Below are 17,023 nucleotides of genomic sequence, written 5' to 3' on the forward strand. Positions count from 1 at the left end.
TGCCCTAACATCGGCACCCTCTTCCACACACAGCGACAAGATCCATGGGCGAAAAGATGCCATTCCGCGCACGCGACCCGGCGGCCACCAAGGCCGACATCCTCGCGGCCGCCAAAGTCGAGTTCGCGAAGCTCGGACTCGGCGGCGCGCGCGTCGACGTGATCGCGGAGATGTCCGGCGCCAACAAGCGGATGATCTACCACTACTTCGGTGGCAAGGAACAACTGTTCGAAGCCGTGCTGGACGAGGCGTACGCGGGCATCCGCGGCAGCGAGCAGGGACTGGGGCTGGAGAGCACGCCGCCGGTCGAGGCGCTGAAGAAGCTGGTCGAGTTCACCTGGCAGTACTACCTCGACAACCCCGAGTTCATCACGCTGGTCAACAGCGCCAACCTGCACGAGGCGAAGCACATTGCCGGCAACAAGCAACTGCGCAAGCTGCAGAAGGCCTATGTGGAAAGCGTCGACGCGATCCTCCAGCGCGGCGTGGCCGAGGGTGTGTTCCGCCGCGACATCGACGCCACGCAGCTGTGCATCACCATCGCCGCCATCGCCTTCTACTACCTCACCAACCGGCACACCGGGCAGGTGCTGTTCGGCTTCAACTTCGTGAGCCGGGATGCGCTCGCCACGCGCTTCAAGTTCAACATGGACACGATCCTGCGGCTGGTGCTGGTCCACCCGGACAAGGCGTAGCAGACTCTGCGGGTCGCGGCTACATCCACCGCCTGCCCGACCCCACCGGGCGAGGGCTTGAAACGGGCAGTCACGACGCCCTCTTCGGCGCGGCCTATCATCGCGGGCTCATCTGAGGACTCCGCATGACATCCACCACCACCAGCTACCCCGACACCCGCCTCCTGATCGCCAATGAATGGGTCGACGCCGCCAGCGGCAAGACCATCGACGTCATCAACCCGGCCACCGGCAAGCCCATCGGCAAGGTCGCGCACGCCGGCATCGCCGACCTGGACCGCGCCCTGGCCGCCGCGCAGGCCGGCTTCGAGAAGTGGCGCAAGACGCCCGCCAACGAGCGCGCCATCATCATGCGCAAGGCCGCCGGCCTGCTGCGCGAACGCGCCGGCGACATCGGCCGCATCCTGACGCAGGAACAGGGCAAGCCGTATGTCGAGGCGCGCGGCGAAGCCACCGCCGGCGCCGACATCATCGAATGGTTCGCCGACGAAGGCCGCCGCCTCTATGGCCGCATCGTGCCTTCGCGCAACCTCAACGCCTCGCAACTGGTGATGAAGGAAGCCATCGGCCCGGTCGCCGCCTTCACGCCCTGGAACTTCCCGATCAACCAGATCGTGCGCAAGATCGGCGCGGCGCTGGCCAGCGGCTGCTCCTTCCTGTGCAAGGCGCCGGAAGAAACACCCGCCTCTCCCGCCGCCCTGATGCAGTGCTTCGTCGACGCGGGCATTCCGCCCGGCGTGGTGGGCCTGGTGTATGGCGACCCGGCCGAGATCTCCGGCTACCTGATCCCGCATCCGATCATCCGCAAGGTGACCTTCACCGGCTCCACGCCCGTGGGCAAGCAACTGGCCTCGCTGGCCGGCCTGCACATGAAGCGCGCGACGATGGAACTGGGCGGCCACGCACCGGTGATCGTCGCGGCCGACGCCGACATCACTCTGGCGGTCAAGGCCGCGGGCGCGGCCAAGTTCCGCAACGCCGGCCAGGTCTGCATCTCGCCGACCCGCTTCCTGGTGCACAACAGCATCCGCGCCGAGTTCGCCAAGGCGCTCACCACGCAGACCGAACGCCTCAAGCTGGGCGACGGCCTCACCGAAGGCACGACCCTCGGCCCGCTCGCCAACGCCCGCCGCATCGGCGCGATGGACAAGATCCTGGCCGATGCCCGCAAGGCCGGCGCCAAGGTGCTGACCGGCGGCGAGCGCGTAGGCACGGACGGCAACTTCTTCGCACCGACGGTGCTGGACGAGGTGCCGCTGGAAGCCGACGTGTTCAACAACGAGCCCTTCGGCCCGATCGCGGCCATCCGTGGCTTCGATTCGCTGGAAGAGGCGATTGCCGAAGCGAACCGCCTGCCCTACGGCCTGGCCGGCTATGCGTTCACGCAGTCGATCAAGAATGCGCACATGCTGGCGCAGCAGGTCGAAGTGGGGATGCTGTGGATCAACCAGCCTGCGGCGCCTACGCCTGAGATGCCGTTCGGCGGCGTGAAGGATTCGGGCTACGGGTCGGAAGGTGGACCGGAAGCCATGGAAGGCTATGTGGTGACGAAGGCCGTCTCCATCATGGCGGCCTGAAGGGGTATCCCCAAACTCCCTCTCCCCGGCGGGGAGAGGGAACAAGACACATCAGGGAGCGTAGTCCGCCACGACCTTCCACTTCCCATCCACGATCTGCGACAGGCGCGACTGGTCGTTGCCCAGGCGCTTGGTGGCCGTGAAGGTCATCTTCGGCGAGCCGAACATGTCGGGCATGAAGGTGATGGAATCCATCGTCTTGACGAAGCTGTCGGTCGACAGATTGGTGCCGGTCTTCTGCGCCGCCTGGATGAAGGCATCGATGATCTCGTAGCCGTAGGCGCTGAACACCGTCGGGTCTTCGTTGAACTTGGTCTTGTACTTGTTGGCCCAGAAGCGCACGGGTTGCGACTGGTCGTCGGTGTAGGGGTTCTGCACCGTCATCGTGGCGTAGACACCATCCATCGCCTTGCCGCCCAGCTTGTGGATCAGGTCGGTGTAGGCCGCGCTGGAGCCCAGGAAGATCGGGTTGAAGCCGGTCTTGCGCGATTCGCCCACGGTGCCGATGGTCTCGCGGATGATGGTGCCGAGCACCACGAGGTCGCAGTTCGCGGCCTTGAGCTTGGCGACCTGCGAGCTGAAGTCGGTGGCGCCGCGCTTGAACGAGGTCTTCTCGGCCACTTCCATGCCGATCGTCTTGAGGCCGGCCTCGGCGCCGCGCTCCACTTCCAGGCCGAATTCGTCGTCCTGGTAGATCGAGCAGACCTTCTTCACGCCCTTTTCCTTCACCATCTTCGGCAGTGCCTGGCGGATCTGGTCGTAGTAGGTGGCCGCGAAGGAGTACTTGAGCTTGTGGAAGGGCTCGTACATTTCACGCGCGGCGGTGATCGGCAGGAAGTTGATCACGTTCTTCTCGAACTGCACGGGCATCGCCGCCATGTTCTGCGCCGTGCCGATGTGGCCGGCCATGATGAAGATCTTGTCCTGGTTGACCAGCTTCTGCGCCGCGAGCACGGCCTTCTTCGGGTCGTAGCCCGAGTCCTCGACGAAGAGCTTGAGCTTGCGACCATTGATGCCGCCCTGCTCGTTGATCTCGTCGATGCGCAACTGCATGCCGTTGCGCGACTGCTTGCCGAAGGCCGCCAAAGGGCCTGACAAGTCCTGGATCGTGCCGATGCGGATCTCGTCCTTGGTCACGCCTTGCGGTGCTTGCGCGAACGCGGCGCCGACACCCAGCGCGAGCGAGGCTGCAAGGGCCAATGCTGTCAAAGTCTTCATCACAGTCTCCTTCGGTCAATAAAACAGTTGTGTTTCAACGGGACTCGCGCGGAACCAGTTACTCCGAGCGGGTTCATGCATACATCGCGTCGATGCGCTCGGCGTACTTGGTCTGCACCAGCTTGCGCTTGAGCTTCATCGTCGGCGTGAGCTCCTCGTCTTCCGCGCTGAGCTGCGTCTCCAGCAGGAAGAACTTCTTGATCTGCTCCACGCGCGCGAACTTGGTGTTGACGCGCTCCAGCTCCGACTGGATCAGGTCCAGCACTTCCTTGGCACGCGTCAGGCTCTGGTAGTTGCTGAAGGGCACGTCGTTGTCCTGCGCGAACTTCTCGACGTTCTCCTGGTCGATCATGATGATCACCGTGAGGTAGGGCCGCTTGTCGCCAATGACCACCGCATCGGTGATGTAGGGGCTGAACTTGAGTTCGTTCTCCAGCTCGCTCGGCGTCACGTTCTTGCCGCCGGCCGTGATGATGATGTCCTTCATCCGGTCGGTGATGCGGAAGAAGCCGTCCTCGTCCATCGAGCCCACGTCGCCGGTGTGCAGCCAGCCCTCGGCATCGATGGTCTCCGCGGTCTTCTCGGGCTGGTTGAGGTAGCCCATGAACACGTTCTGCCCGCGCACCAGGATCTCGCCGGTCTGCGGATCGATGCGCACCTCGTTGTAGACGGTCGCCGGCCCGATCGAGCCAGGCTTGATGCGCGTGGCCGGCACGGCCGTCGACGCGCCGCAGGATTCGGTCATGCCCCACACCTCCAGCATGGGCACGCCGAGCGCGAGGTACCACTTGACCAGCTCGGGCGAGATCGGCGCCGCGCCGGTCACGAGGAAGCGTGCGCGGTGGATGCCGATCAGCTTGCGCGCGTTGTCGAGCGCGAGCATGCGGGCGATGCGGAACTTGAACTTGAGCGCGCCGCTGACTTCCTCGCCGGCCAGCACCTTGGCCGCGATGGCCTCGCCGATGCCGATGCTCCACTTGTACGCGGCCTGCTGCAGCGGACTCGCTTCCTTCAGCGCGATCATCACGCCGGAGTAGAACTTCTCCCACACGCGCGGCACGGCGGTGAACACGGTCGGCGCGATCTCGCGCACGTTCTCGGGCACGGTCTCGGGGTTCTCGACGAAGTTGAGGATGGAGCCGGTGTACATCGCGAAGTATTCGCCGCCCATGCGCTCGGCGATGTGGCACAGCGGCAGGAAGCACATGCGCTCGTCGCGCTCGTCCTGCGCGATCAGCGTGTTGTAGCCGCGCGCGGTGAAGACCAGCCCGCCATGGCTGTGCATCGCACCCTTGGGCTTGCCGGTGGTGCCGGAGGTGTAGACCAGGATGGCGAGGTCTTCGGGCTTGCAGGCGGCGACCGCGGTTTCCACGGCGTCGGGGTGCGTCTTCAGGTACTCCCGGCCCAGCGCGCGCAAGGCGTCGAGACTCATCACGTCGGGGTCGTCAAGGTCGCGCAGGCCTTCCATGTCGGCCACGATGATCTTGCGCAGCAGCGGCAGGCCCGACCGCACTTCGAGCGCCTTGTCGAGCTGCTCGTCGTCCTCGACGAAGAGCACGGTGGTGCGCGAGTCCTCGCAGAGGTAGTGCACCTGCGACGCCGCATCGGTCGGATAGATGCCGTTGGCCACGCCGCCACAGCTCAGCACGGCCAGGTCGCACAGCACCCACTCGATCACGGTGTTGGACAGGATCGACGCGCACTGTCCCGCCCCGAAGCCGATGGCCATCAGCCCGCCCGCGATCTCCTTCACCGCGGCGGCGGTCTGGTTCCAGCTCCAGCTGCGCCAGATGCCGAGTTGCTTCTGCCGCATCCACACGGTGTCGCCGCGTTGACGCACCGCGTTCCAGAACACGGCGGGAATGGTGTCGCCGGGCACGACGATGTCGAACTTCGGCTGGATGGCGGCGGTGTCCCAGAGTCCTTGCATGGTCCTTATCTCCAGGTCTTCTTTTTCTTCCAGCGCCGCTCGCCGCGCACGCCGTCGTCCTTGAGTCCGAGGTAGAACTCCTTGATGTCGTCCTTCTCGCGCAGCCGTTCGCAGGTGTCTTCCATGACAATGCGGCCGTTCTCCAGCACGTAGCCGTAGTCGGACGCGTTGAGCGCCATGTTGGCGTTCTGCTCGACCAGCAGGATGGTGGTGCCGCGCTCACGATTGATGCGCACGACGATTTCGAAGATTTCCTTGGTGAGCTTGGGCGACAGGCCGAGGCTCGGCTCGTCGAGCAGGATCAGCGCCGGTGCGGCCATGATGGCGCGGGAGATGGCGAGCATCTGCTGCTGGCCACCCGAAAGGAGGCCGGCATCCTGCGTGGCGCGCTCGCGCAGGATCGGGAAGTAGTTGAACACCGTCTCCATGTCGCGCCCCACGCCGTCGCGGTCCTTGCGGGTGTAGGCGCCCATCAGCAGGTTGTCCTTCACCGACAGAAGCGGGAACACTTCGCGCCCCTCGGGCACATGGCTCAGGCCCTGTTGCACGATGAAGGCCGGGTCCTTGGCGGTGATGTTCTGGCCCTTGAACTCGATGCTGCCCTTGCGCGGGTCGATGATGCCGGAGATGGTCTTGAGGATCGTCGTCTTGCCGGCGCCGTTGGAGCCGAGGACGGTGGCGATCTCGCCGGGGCGCACCTTGAGGCTCACGCCGCGGATGGCCTTGATGGGGCCGTAGGCGCTTTCGACGTTGAGCAGTTGGAGGACGGGTTGGTCTTCGCTCATGCTTGTCCTTCACGCTGCGTCGAGACGGCACCATTGGTCAGGTTCGGGGTGCGTCGGCGAGCGGCATGCGGTACGGCGCGTGCGACCCTACTGCACCGGTCGCTACGCGACTCCCCTGCGCTGCTCACGTTTGGCGGGGTCCACATGAACTCGCTTCGCTCAAACAGCATGTGGCCCTGATCCGGCATGCGATGCGCGCCGGGCGCCGCCTCTGTGCCGCCGAGCAGCGCAGCCTTTTGCGGATCAGGGCTGGCGATTGTCTGAGCGAAGCGAGTTCGAGCCAGACCCCGCGAAAGGCGAGCAGCGCAGGGGAGTCGCGAAGCGACCGGCACAGTGAAGGCGCCCGGCGCGCATCGCATGACGGGCGCTCTCACCAGCGAACACGGCAACAACCCAATCACGCCGAAACCCTCCGCAAACTGCTCACATCATCCACAGTCCCCAAATACGCCTCGACCACTTTCGCGTCCGACTGCACCTCGCGCGGCGTCCCCGTCGCGATCTCCTCGCCCTGGTTCATCGCCAGCACGCGATCGGACACCTTCGACACCAGCGACATGTCGTGCTCCACCATCAGCACCGACACGCCCAACTCCTTCTGGATGTCCTGGATCCAGAACGCCATGTCCGCCGTCTCCTCGACGTTCAGCCCCGACGACGGCTCATCGAGCAACAGCAGCTTGGGCTCCGTGCACAGCGCACGCGCCAGCTCCACCACCTTGCGCACGCCATACGGCAGGCCCGCGACCATCGAATCGCGGTGGTGCTGCAAGTCCAGCAAGTCGATCACCTGCTCCGCCTTCTCGCGCGCCGCGATCTCCGCGCGTCGCGTCGCCGGCGTGAAGAACACCTCGCTCCAGAAGCCGGTCTGGCGATGCGTGTGCCGGCCGATCAACAGGTTCTGCAGCACCGTCGCGTACTCGAACAACTCGATGTTCTGGAAGGTGCGCGCAATGCCCAGCGCGGCAATCGAATGCGGCGCCTGCTGCGTCAAGGCCAGCGGCGCGGCCTCGCCATGCCACATGATCTCGCCCGAGGTCGGCGTGTAGATGCGGCTGATCAGGTTGAACACCGTCGTCTTGCCCGCACCGTTGGGTCCGATCAAGGTGAACACCTCGCCACGGCGCACATCGAAGCTCACCTTGTTGACCGCAAGCACGCCGCCGAAGCGCACGCTCAGGTCCCGGGCGGAGAGAAGGATGTCGTTGCTCATCTCAGCCTGTCCGACTTGGTGAACGATTTCTGCCGCTTGAACAACCCGCGCCGATAGAACGGAAAGAGCTGCAACCAGGTCCTGATCTTGAGCCAGCGGCCATAAAGCCCCAGCGGCTCGAACATCACGAACGCGATCAGCACCAGCCCGTAGACCAGCGCCTGCAACCCCGGCGCCTGCCCCACCATCGCCGGCAGGTAGTCCTTGCCCATCGAGATCAGTTGCGGCATCGCGATCAGGAAGATCGCGCCGAGGAAGGCGCCATGCACCGACCCCAGCCCGCCGATCACCACCATCAGCAACAGGTCGATCGACTGGATGATGTTGAACTGATCCGGCGAAATGAAGCTCAGCTTGTGTGCATACAAGCCACCGCCCACGCCCGCGAGCGCGGCCGAGATCGCGAAGGACATCGTCTTGTAGCGCGCCAGGTGGATGCCCATGCTCTGCGCCGAAATCTCCGAGTCGCGGATCGCCACGAAGGCGCGCCCCGTCGGCGAGCGCAGCAGGTTCAGGATGCCCAGCGTGGCCAGCACCGCCACCACCAGGCACAGGTAGTAGAAGCCGTTGCCCGAGCTGAGTTCCAGTCCGAACAGGGTGGCCGACTTCACGTGCAAGCCCGAGTTCCCGCCCGTCACGCTCTCCCACCGCGCAAACACTTCCTCGACGATGAAGCCGAAGGACAGGGTCGCGATGCCGAGGTAGATGCCCTTCACCCGCAGCGCCGGCATCGCCACCACCACGCCCACGCCAGCCGACAGCGCCGCGGCACCCAGCAGTGCGATCGGCAAGGGCACGCCCATGTTGCTCAGGACGGCCTGCGTATATGCACCGGTGCCGAGGAAGGCGGCATGCCCGATCGAGAACTGCCCCGTAAAGCCCGCCAGCAGCATCAGCCCCAGCCCGACGATGCCGTAGATCAGCACGAAGGTCAGTTGCGCCATCCAGTATTCGGGCACCACCCAGGGCGCGAGCAACAGCCCGACGCACAGCAGCCCGTACCAGAAGGTATGCCCGCCATGCTTGGCCAGGGCAACGTCTTGCGCGTAGGAGGTCTTGAAGAGGAACCGCATCAGACTTTCTTCCGCAGCTTTTCGCCGAACAGACCGTTGGGCTTGAACATCAGCATCAGCAACACCACGATGTACGGCGCCGTGTCCTTGAAGCCATCGGGCAGGTAGAAGCCGGAGAACGACTCCACCACGCCGATCACCAACCCGCCGACGATCGCGCCCGGCAGGCTGCCGAAGCCGCCCACCACCGCGGCCGGAAAGGCCTTGAGCCCGATGAAGCCCATGTTCGCGTGCACGAAGGTAATGGGCGCGAGCAGCATGCCCGCGATGGCCGCGACCGCCGCCGCCAGTCCCCACACCAGGCCGTTGAGCCGCTTAACCGGGATGCCCATGTAGTAAGCCGCCAGCTGGTTCTGCGACGAGGCCTGCATCGCGATGCCGAGCTTGCTGTAGCGGAACATCGCGAACAGCAGGCCGCACAGGATCGCCGTCGCCACGATGATCACCATCTGCTCGACGTTGAGCACCAGCGCGCCGAGCTTCCAGATCTCGTCCTTGTACGGAACGGGCAGCGTGTTGGTCTCGGTGCCGATCACCGGCAGCATCGTGATGACGCCGCGCGCCACGTAGGCGATGCCGATGGTCAGCATCACGATCGAGAACTGCGGCTGCCCCAGGATCGGCCGGATCACGACCAGTTCCAGCAGCACGCCGAAGGCGGCCATCGCCACCACCGCCAGCACGGCCGCCATCCAGAAGGGCATGCCCATCATCGAGATGCCGACGAAGGCCGCGAAGGCGCCGAGCATCATCAGCTCGCCCTGCGCGAAGCTCACCGTCTCGGTGGCCTTGTAGATCAGCACGAAGCCGAGCGCGATCAGGCCGTAGATGCAGCCCTGCGCGATGCCGGAGATCAGCAGTTGGATGACTTGCACGAAGTACCTCCCCGCTTCACAGCACGACGCGCCCGGCGTCGTGCAACGCGAGGCGACGTGAACCGGCGAATATGTCGCTCGGACGCAGGCCGTAGACCTGCCGGATCGAATGACTGAAGTGCGTGGAATCGGGATAGCCCGTGTCCAACGCGATGTCGGTCAGCGTGGACGACTCGCGCACATGGCGCAGCAGGCTGCGTGCGCGCTTCCAGGCACGGAACGCGCGGAAGGGAACGCCGGTCTCCTGCTTGAACAGGTGCAGGAAGCGCGAGAAGGAAAGATGCACCAGTGCAGCGCAGGATTCAGCCGATGCGGGGCCGGCCGGGTCGGCATTGATGCGGTCGACGACCTCGCGGATGCGCGCATCGAAGGCGCGCGGCTTCAGCACCGCGCCGAAGAACAAGGTGTCGAAGTCGAAGCTGCTGAAGCATTCGCGACCGGATGCGGCGAGCAGCCGTGCGTGACCGTCGCGCACGCGCTGAACGAAGGCCGGCGCGTCTTCGACCGGTCCGCAATGGTGCATGAACGAAGGCAATGCACCAGCATCGACGGAGTCGGCCTCGATGAGCAGGTTGAGGATCAAGGGACTGGTGCTCTGCACCTGGTGCGGCACCTGTGGCGGCACCACCAGGAGTTCGCCCTCCTGCCATGCACCACCGCCGATGCAAATGCGATTGGGTGGCGCGCCTGCAGGTGTCACATACACCGCATGCCCACCAAAGGTGCGCTCACCGGCGGCGCCAAGAAGGCCCGCATAAAAGACGCGCTGCGTCGTGATCCACATGAGTCGCTCGCCCCTCTTCACAGGTCGTGCGCTGCGGGTTGAGTCCTGCATGCCCTGGTTGCCTCCTGCGTGTGTGGAATCGGTTGGCTGCCGCATGTTGTTGTAGTGATTGCAGTTGCTGCTCTCGCTGCGCCGACCGTTTCGCGATCGGGGCATGGTAGCGGCGCAAATCGACGCGCGCGGTTGATTTGCGCCGGGACTTTCCCCTAAGGGGGCGCCCTAACCAAGCGCTAGGCACGCAAGGCGCGACGCAATTCGGCCGCGCAGAGTGCGACGGCGGCGTTCGCTTCATCGAGCACCTTGCCCATCGTGATGAAGCCGTGGATCTGGCGCTCGAAGCAGACGTACGTTGCGCGATTGCCGGCGGTCGCCAGCGAGTCCGCATAGTCGAGGCCTTCGTCGCGCAAGGGGTCGAAGCCGGCGGTGATCACGAGGGCGGGCGGCAGCTTCGACAGGTCCTTGTGCAGCAGCGGCGACGCGCGCCAGTCGAGGTCCTGCGCCACGTCGGTGATGTAGTGGTCGTGGAAGTAGGTGATGGTGTCGGCCTCGAGCAGGTAGCCCTTGCCATTGGTGGTGTGCGAGGCATGGCCGCGGCGCATGTCGGTGCCGGGGTAGATCAACAGCTGGAAGGCGATCGACAGGTCGCCTGCATCGCGCGCCATGATCGACATCACCGCAGCGAGATTGCCACCCGCGCTGTCGCCGCCGACGGCCAGCCGGCTGGCATCGATGCCGAGCGAAGCCGCTTCCTGGCGGATCCATCGCGTGGCCGCCCACGAGTCGTCGACGGCGGCGGGGAAGCGATGCTCGGGTGCGAGCCGGTAGTCGACCGCGATGACCGCGCAGCCCGAGCCGTTGCTGAGCTCGCGGCACAGCACGTCATGCGTGTCGAGGTCGCCGATGACCCAGCCGCCGCCGTGGTAGTAGACGAGGACGGGGAGCACGTCGCCAGGCTGGCTGCCCATGGGACGATACATGCGCAACGGGATGGCGCCTGCCGGGCCCGGCGCGCTGAGCTCACGGACTTCTGCGACGGCGGACGGTTCAGGTTGGGTGACGGCGCGGCGCTCGCGATAGAAGGCGCGGGCTTCGACGGCCGGCAGCGTGTGCGTGGGAGGTACGTTGCGCGATGCGATGAAGTCGAGCAGGCCGCGGGCTTGGGGGTGGAGCATGAGGTTCCCTTGGGGTCGGTTGGAAACGCTCAGTTTGGGGCGTGGACCGACGTTCGGGTATCAGCAGGCACCCGAATCAATGTGCGCGCAGCGCCGCTGCCGGGTCGCGCAGGCGACATACATTGACCGCAATGCAGATGACACGACCCACCGGGGCGATGGTCGACGCCCGCCCGGTGGACCTTGTTCGAGGCCGCTATCCCGCCACGCGCGGCTTGACGCAAGCCGCAGCCTCGCGCGCCCGGCTGCGCGCCGTGTCCACGTCCTTCGCATGCACCAGCGCCACGCCCATGCGCCGCTTGACGAAGCTCTCCGGCTTGCCGAACAGGCGCACGTCCGCACCTGGCACACGCATCGCCTCGGCCACGCCATCGAACACGATGCCCTTGGCGTCAACGCCGCCATAGATCACTGCGCTCGCACCCGCGCTCTTGAGCGTGGTGTCCACCGGCAATCCCAGGATGGCGCGCGCATGCAGTACGAACTCGTTCTGCCACTGCGTCGCCATCGTCACCATGCCGGTGTCGTGCGGGCGCGGGCTGACCTCGCTGAACCAGACTTCGTCACCCTTGACGAACAACTCGACGCCGAAGAGCCCCTGCCCGCCGAGGTCCGCCGTCACGGCCTGCGCGATCTGCTGCGCCTTTTGCAACGCCAGCGGTGACATCGGATGCGGCTGCCAGCTCTCGACGTAATCGCCGCTCACCTGCAAGTGCCCGATCGGCTCGCAGAACGAGGTCTGCACCTGGCCGTCGGCGCCGAGCGAGCGCACCGTGAGCAGCGTGATCTCGTAGTCGAAGTCGATGAAGCCTTCGACGATCACGCGGCCGTGGCTCACGCGGCCGCCGGCCATGGCGTAGTCCCAGGCCTTCTGCACGTCAGCCGGGCCGTCGATCTTGCTCTGGCCTTTGCCGGAGCTGCTCATGACGGGCTTGACCACGCAGGGGTAGCCGATGCCGCCATCGATCGCGGCCTGCAACTCGGCCAGCGAATCGCAGAACTTGTAGGGGCTGGTCGGCAGGCTCAAGCTTTCCGCGGCCAGGCGGCGGATGCCTTCGCGGTCCATCGTGAGGCGGGCGGCGCGCGCGGTGGGGATCACGCGCACTACGCCGGCGTCTTCCAGTTCCTGCAGCATCGGCGTGGCGATCGCCTCGATCTCGGGCACCACGAGCATCGGCTTTTCCGCCTCGATCAGGGCCTTGAGCGCGGCCGGATCACTCATCGTGATGGTGCGCGCATGGTGCGCCACCTGCTGGCCGGGCGCGTTCTCGTAGCGGTCGACCGCAATGGTCTCGACGCCGAGGCGCTGGAGGGCGATCAGCACCTCCTTGCCGAGTTCGCCGGAGCCGAGGAGCAACACGCGGGTTGCGGAGGGGGAAAGGGGGGTGCCGATCGTCGTCATGGGGACGGACTTTAGTCCACCGCGTGGCACAAAATGGCGGGTTTTGCGGGGTCAGCCCCCGACTCCCCCCTTTCAACAACTCCAGGAGCTTTTCAAATGGCTATTCAAACGGTCGGCATCATCGGCGCCGGCACCATGGGCAACGGCATCGCGCAGGCTTGCGCGGTGGTGGGCGTCAATGTCGTGATGGTCGACGTCGCGCAGGCGGCGGTCGACAAGGGGTTGGCCACGGTCTCGGGCAGCCTCGACCGCCTCATCAAGAAGGAAAAGCTGACCGAGGCGCAGAAGGTGACGGCGCTGGGCCTGATCAAGGGCTCGACCAACTACGAAGACCTCAAGTCCGCACAGCTCGTGATCGAGGCAGCGACCGAGAACCACGCACTCAAGCTCAAGATCCTCAAGCAGGTCGACGAACTGGTTGGACCCGAGGTCATCATCGCGTCGAACACCTCGTCGATCTCGATCACGCAGCTGGCCGCCGCCACCTCGCGCGCCGACCGCTTCATCGGCATGCACTTCTTCAACCCGGTGCCGATGATGGCGCTGGTCGAGATCATCCGCGGCTACCTCACCAGCGATGCGACGCACGACGCGGTGAAGGAACTGGCCGTGAAGCTCGGCAAGTCGCCTATCACGGTGAAGAACGCGCCCGGCTTCGTGGTCAACCGCATCCTGATCCCGATGATCAACGAGGCCTTCTTCGTGCTGTCCGAAGGGATCGCCACCGCGCAGGACATCGACGACGGCATGAAACTCGGCTGCAACCAGCCGATCGGCCCGCTGGCACTCGCCGACATGATCGGCCTGGACGTCTGCCTGGCCGTGATGGAGGTGTACCTCGAACAGTTCGGCGATTCGAAGTACCGTCCGTGCCCGCTGCTCAAGGAGATGGTCGCGGCGGGGCAACTCGGACGCAAGACGAAGCGTGGGGTGTACAGCTACTGAATTCGGACAGCGAACGCAGAAGTCGCAAAGGTTACGCAGAAGTCGCAGAAGGAAAACCAAAATGATTTGTCCGGAAGTCCTCTGCGACTCCTGCAAGACCTCTGCGTTCTGAATTTATTGTCAACGGAGACAACGAGACAATGACCGCCACCCCCACCACCCCGCCCGCGGAAGGCTGCATCGACACCCAGGTGCTCGGCCACGTGCTGCTGATCGGCATCAACCGCCCGGCCAAGCGCAATGGCTGGACGCCGCCGATGTTCAAGCAGCTCGCCGAGGCCTACACGCGGCTCGACGACGACCCCGAACTGCGCGTAGGCGTGCTGCATGCGTTCGGCGACCACTTCACCGCGGGCCTCGACCTGCCGGCCGTGGCCGAGTACATGCGGCGCGGTGAGAAGGCCATTCCGGCGGGCCTGGTGGAACCGCACGACTTCGGGCTGCCGGACTACCGCCGGCGCACCAAGCCGATGGTGGTCGCGGTCAAGGGCATCTGCTTCACGGTCGGCATCGAACTGATGCTGGGCGCGGACATCGTGGTCGCGGCCGACAACTGCCGCTTCTCGCAGCTGGAAGTGCAGCGCGGCATCATGGCCACGGGCGGCGCCACGCTGCGCATGGCCGAGCGCGCAGGTGTCGGCAACGCGATGCTGCACCTGCTGACCGCCGACGAGTTCGACAGCGCCGAAGCCTATCGCCTCAACTTCGTGCAGAAGGTGGTGCCGGCCGGGCAGGAACTCGATGCGGCGCTGGCGATCGCGCAACGCATCGCGGCGCAGGCGCCGCTGGCGGTGGTCGCGACGCGGCTCAACATCATCAAGGCGGTGGAGCATGGACCGCTGGCGGCGGTGGCCGAGTTCATCGAGACGCAGAAACGCCTGTCGAACAGCGAGGATGCGGCCGAAGGCATCCGTTCTTTCGTGGAGCGCCGGCCGTCGCGGTTCACCGGGCGATAGGCGGCCTGCGCAACGGCGTTGCGGCGGGCGCCGCATCGGAATGCAGGGCGTTCCGCATCGGTGGGGGCGCCGCCAGGCCAGTGCTGACAGGAAACGTTGGCTGACAAATGGGACCCGTGCCTAGAATGCCCCTCTGTGCCACCGAGGAGCCGCCGTGATCACGTTGTCGCCCGCCTTTCGCGCATTCGCAGCCTTGTGCATCACTTGCCTGGTCTCGGCTTGCTCTTCGCTGCCCGGCAAGGTTGAGCGCACTCCCACCACGGCGCTCACGCAAACGGCAGACACCCGTCTCGGCCAGGCCCTGCGCCAGCGCGTCGCGGCGCATCCGAACCAGTCCGGCATCCACGGGCTGCCGGTCGCGCAGGACGCCTTCGCGGCCCGCATCGCACTGGCGCGCGCGGCGCAGCGCAGCCTCGACATGCAGTACTACATCTGGCATGCGGACACCACTGGCCAGCTGCTCTGGGAGGCCGTGTGGGAGGCCGCCGAACGCGGCGTGCGTGTTCGCATGCTGATCGACGATGCCAACACGAAGGGGCTCGACCCGACGCTGGCCGCCCTCGATGCACACCCCAACATCGAGGTTCGCCTCTACAACCCCTTCGCCAACCGCAAGGCGCGCCTGGCCGACTTCGCCTTCGACTTCACGCGCGTCAACCACCGCATGCACAACAAGTCCTTCACGGCCGACAACCAGGCGGCGATCGTGGGCGGGCGCAACATCGGCGACGAGTACTTCGGCGCCAACACGCAGGTCGGCTTCCAGGACCTGGACGTGCTGGCGATCGGCGCGGTGGTACCGGAGGTGTCGAGCGAATTCGACCTGTTCTGGAACAGCCCCTCCGCCTATCCCGCGGCCAGCGTGATCCCGCCATCCGATGCCGGTGGGCCGGCGCTGCTGCGCGCGGGCTGGCAGAAGGTGCACGAGAGCGAAGAGGCGAAGCGCTACGTGGACGTTGTCCAACGGACGCCGCTCGTGTCGCAGATCGCACAGGACCGCATCCCCTTCGAATGGACCACGGCTCGCGTCATCAACGACGACCCCGCCAAGACGCTGTCGACCTCCGACCGCACCGAGTTCCAGCTTCTGCCGCAGCTCGAGAAGGCCATGGGCCGGCCCGATCGACAGCTTGACCTGGTCTCGCCCTATTTCGTTCCGGGCAAGGAAGGCACGGAAGGCCTGACGACGCTGGCCAAGCGTGGCGTCAAGGTGCGCGTGCTGACCAATTCGCTCTCGGCGACCGATGTGTCGCCGGTGCATGCCGGCTACACGAAGTACCGCAAGGACCTGCTCAAGGCCGGCGTCATCCTCTATGAACTCAAGCCCGGCGCCGCCCTGCCCTCGGTGAAGGACAACGAGGACGTGCCGCGCGGGCTTCCGGGCAGCGGCAGCGGCACGACCAAGGCGGCGGCGCTGCATGCCAAGACCTTCTCGAAGGACCGCAACCGCATCTTTGTCGGCTCCTTCAACCTCGACCCGCGCTCGGCGCGCCTGAACACCGAGATGGGCATGGTGATCGACAGCCCCGTGCTGGCCAATGCGCTGTCCAGCAAGCTCGACGGCCTGTTGCCCAACGAGGCTTACGAGGTTCGTCTTCTGCCCGACGGCGACAGCCTGGAATGGGTGGAACGCGGCGCGCAGGGCGAGACGCGCTACACGACCGAGCCGGGCTCCACCGCGATGCGCCGCGGCTGGGTCGACTTCCTGCGGATCCTGCCGATCGAGTGGATGTTATGACCCACCCCCGAAGCGCCTGCGGCGCCTCCCCCTTCAAGGGGGCGCACCCAGCGGCCCGGCAAAGCCGGTTCCGCGGGTGCTCACGAAAGAGACTCCGCTGAAGCCACGCGGGCAAGACCCAGCGCGCATATCCGCCCTCCCTGCGTGGTTTTCCAATTAAATTGCACGCAATTCAATTGGACCCTAGAATTCAGCCCATGCGCAACGCCCCCACCACCGACGAGATGCTCAAGCTGGACAACCAGCTCTGCTTCGCGGTCTATTCGGCGTCGCTGGCCATGACGCGGCTCTACAAACCGCTGCTCGACAAGCTGCACCTCACCTACCCGCAATACCTCGTCATGCTGGCGCTCTGGGAGCAAGACGGCTTGATGGTGTCGGAGCTGGGCACACAACTCTCACTCGATTCCGGCACGCTCACGCCCCTGCTCAAGCGGCTGGAAGCCAATGGACTCGTCACGCGGCTGCGCGACGTGGCGGACGAGCGGCGCGTGCACATCACGCTGACCGCCGCCGGTCGCAAGCTCAAGGCCAAGGCCGCGAGCGTGCCCGCCTGCCTGATGGCCGCGAGCGAGTGCTCGATCGACGAACTGGTCGGGCTCACGCGCCAGCTCCAGACATTGCGGGACCGCATCAAGGCCGCAGCATAGAGGTACTCAA

15 protein-coding genes are annotated in these 17,023 nt (G+C 65.7%); 6 read left to right on the forward strand and 9 right to left on the reverse strand.

The window, feature by feature from the left end; genetic code table 11:
- Nucleotides 1-44: 44 nt before the first annotated feature.
- Nucleotides 45-695 (forward strand): TetR/AcrR family transcriptional regulator, encoded by a 651-nt coding sequence (locus WKW79_RS09735; RefSeq protein WP_340334938.1) that lies wholly within the window; start codon nt 45-47, stop codon nt 693-695.
- A 125-nt stretch (nt 696-820) separates the two neighbouring features.
- Entirely contained in the window at nt 821-2,272 is a 1,452-nt protein-coding gene (locus WKW79_RS09740; RefSeq protein ID WP_340334939.1) for an NAD-dependent succinate-semialdehyde dehydrogenase, read from the forward strand.
- Between the two features lie 51 nt (nt 2,273-2,323).
- On the opposite strand, the gene WKW79_RS09745 is transcribed toward WKW79_RS09740, so the two are convergent.
- The 9 genes from WKW79_RS09745 to purT form a co-directional block, all read right to left on the reverse strand.
- A complete protein-coding gene (locus WKW79_RS09745; RefSeq protein WP_340334940.1) occupies nt 2,324-3,490 on the reverse strand; it encodes an ABC transporter substrate-binding protein in 1,167 nt (388 codons plus the stop codon).
- Nucleotides 3,491-3,563: 73 nt separating this feature from the next.
- Complete coding sequence (locus WKW79_RS09750; RefSeq protein WP_340334941.1) at nt 3,564-5,420, reverse strand: AMP-dependent synthetase/ligase; 1,857 nt, start codon at nt 5,418-5,420, stop codon at nt 3,564-3,566.
- Nucleotides 5,421-5,425: 5 nt separating this feature from the next.
- Nucleotides 5,426-6,205 (reverse strand): ABC transporter ATP-binding protein, encoded by a 780-nt coding sequence (locus tag WKW79_RS09755; RefSeq protein ID WP_218510981.1) that lies wholly within the window; start codon nt 6,203-6,205, stop codon nt 5,426-5,428.
- A 397-nt stretch (nt 6,206-6,602) separates the two neighbouring features.
- Entirely contained in the window at nt 6,603-7,418 is an 816-nt protein-coding gene (locus tag WKW79_RS09760; RefSeq protein WP_340334942.1) for an ABC transporter ATP-binding protein, read from the reverse strand.
- On the reverse strand, nt 7,415-8,491 hold the full coding sequence (locus tag WKW79_RS09765) for a branched-chain amino acid ABC transporter permease (RefSeq protein ID WP_340334943.1): 1,077 nt from the start codon (nt 8,489-8,491) through the stop codon (nt 7,415-7,417). The genes WKW79_RS09760 and WKW79_RS09765 overlap by 4 nt, the downstream gene beginning before the upstream one ends.
- On the reverse strand, nt 8,491-9,366 hold the full coding sequence (locus WKW79_RS09770; protein WP_340334944.1) for a branched-chain amino acid ABC transporter permease: 876 nt from the start codon (nt 9,364-9,366) through the stop codon (nt 8,491-8,493). Before WKW79_RS09770 ends, WKW79_RS09765 begins: the two co-directional genes overlap by 1 nt.
- Before the next feature lie 16 nt (nt 9,367-9,382).
- A complete protein-coding gene (locus tag WKW79_RS09775; protein WP_340334945.1) occupies nt 9,383-10,201 on the reverse strand; it encodes a helix-turn-helix domain-containing protein in 819 nt (272 codons plus the stop codon).
- A 179-nt stretch (nt 10,202-10,380) separates the two neighbouring features.
- Entirely contained in the window at nt 10,381-11,322 is a 942-nt protein-coding gene (locus WKW79_RS09780) for an alpha/beta hydrolase (RefSeq protein ID WP_340334946.1), read from the reverse strand.
- A 196-nt stretch (nt 11,323-11,518) separates the two neighbouring features.
- Entirely contained in the window at nt 11,519-12,724 is a 1,206-nt protein-coding gene (purT, locus tag WKW79_RS09785; RefSeq protein WP_340334947.1) for a formate-dependent phosphoribosylglycinamide formyltransferase, read from the reverse strand.
- Nucleotides 12,725-12,820: 96 nt separating this feature from the next.
- Here purT and WKW79_RS09790 point away from each other — a divergent pair, with 96 nt between their 5' ends.
- From WKW79_RS09790 to WKW79_RS09805, 4 genes are all read left to right on the forward strand, one after another.
- Nucleotides 12,821-13,669, forward strand: coding sequence for a 3-hydroxybutyryl-CoA dehydrogenase (locus WKW79_RS09790; RefSeq protein ID WP_340334948.1), 849 nt, complete (start codon nt 12,821-12,823; stop codon nt 13,667-13,669).
- A gap of 140 nt (nt 13,670-13,809) precedes the next feature.
- Complete coding sequence (locus WKW79_RS09795; protein WP_340334949.1) at nt 13,810-14,625, forward strand: crotonase/enoyl-CoA hydratase family protein; 816 nt, start codon at nt 13,810-13,812, stop codon at nt 14,623-14,625.
- Between the two features lie 154 nt (nt 14,626-14,779).
- On the forward strand, nt 14,780-16,363 hold the full coding sequence (locus WKW79_RS09800) for a phospholipase D family protein (RefSeq protein ID WP_340334951.1): 1,584 nt from the start codon (nt 14,780-14,782) through the stop codon (nt 16,361-16,363).
- A gap of 197 nt (nt 16,364-16,560) precedes the next feature.
- Nucleotides 16,561-17,013 carry a MarR family winged helix-turn-helix transcriptional regulator gene (locus WKW79_RS09805; protein ID WP_340334952.1) on the forward strand — a complete coding sequence of 151 codons (453 nt, stop codon included), beginning with the start codon at nt 16,561-16,563 and terminating at the stop codon, nt 17,011-17,013.
- The last annotated feature ends 10 nt before the right edge of the window (nt 17,014-17,023 follow it).

Source organism: Variovorax robiniae, from assembly GCF_037889955.1.
GTDB lineage: Bacteria > Pseudomonadota > Gammaproteobacteria > Burkholderiales > Burkholderiaceae_C > Variovorax > Variovorax robiniae.

Bases quoted from the DNA above. Each gene is read 5' to 3' on its own strand.
- WKW79_RS09735 (WP_340334938.1), top strand. From the start codon at position 45: ATGGGCGAAAAGATGCCATTCCGCGCACGCGACCCGGCGGCCACCAAG.
- WKW79_RS09740 (WP_340334939.1), top strand. From the start codon at position 821: ATGACATCCACCACCACCAGCTACCCCGACACCCGCCTCCTGATCGCC.
- WKW79_RS09745 (WP_340334940.1), bottom strand. From the start codon at position 3,490: ATGAAGACTTTGACAGCATTGGCCCTTGCAGCCTCGCTCGCGCTGGGT.
- WKW79_RS09750 (WP_340334941.1), bottom strand. From the start codon at position 5,420: ATGCAAGGACTCTGGGACACCGCCGCCATCCAGCCGAAGTTCGACATC.
- WKW79_RS09755 (WP_218510981.1), bottom strand. From the start codon at position 6,205: ATGAGCGAAGACCAACCCGTCCTCCAACTGCTCAACGTCGAAAGCGCC.
- WKW79_RS09760 (WP_340334942.1), bottom strand. From the start codon at position 7,418: ATGAGCAACGACATCCTTCTCTCCGCCCGGGACCTGAGCGTGCGCTTC.
- WKW79_RS09765 (WP_340334943.1), bottom strand. From the start codon at position 8,491: ATGCGGTTCCTCTTCAAGACCTCCTACGCGCAAGACGTTGCCCTGGCC.
- WKW79_RS09775 (WP_340334945.1), bottom strand. From the start codon at position 10,201: ATGCAGGACTCAACCCGCAGCGCACGACCTGTGAAGAGGGGCGAGCGA.
- WKW79_RS09780 (WP_340334946.1), bottom strand. From the start codon at position 11,322: ATGCTCCACCCCCAAGCCCGCGGCCTGCTCGACTTCATCGCATCGCGC.
- purT (WP_340334947.1), bottom strand. From the start codon at position 12,724: ATGACGACGATCGGCACCCCCCTTTCCCCCTCCGCAACCCGCGTGTTG.
- WKW79_RS09790 (WP_340334948.1), top strand. From the start codon at position 12,821: ATGGCTATTCAAACGGTCGGCATCATCGGCGCCGGCACCATGGGCAAC.
- WKW79_RS09795 (WP_340334949.1), top strand. From the start codon at position 13,810: ATGACCGCCACCCCCACCACCCCGCCCGCGGAAGGCTGCATCGACACC.
- WKW79_RS09805 (WP_340334952.1), top strand. From the start codon at position 16,561: ATGCGCAACGCCCCCACCACCGACGAGATGCTCAAGCTGGACAACCAG.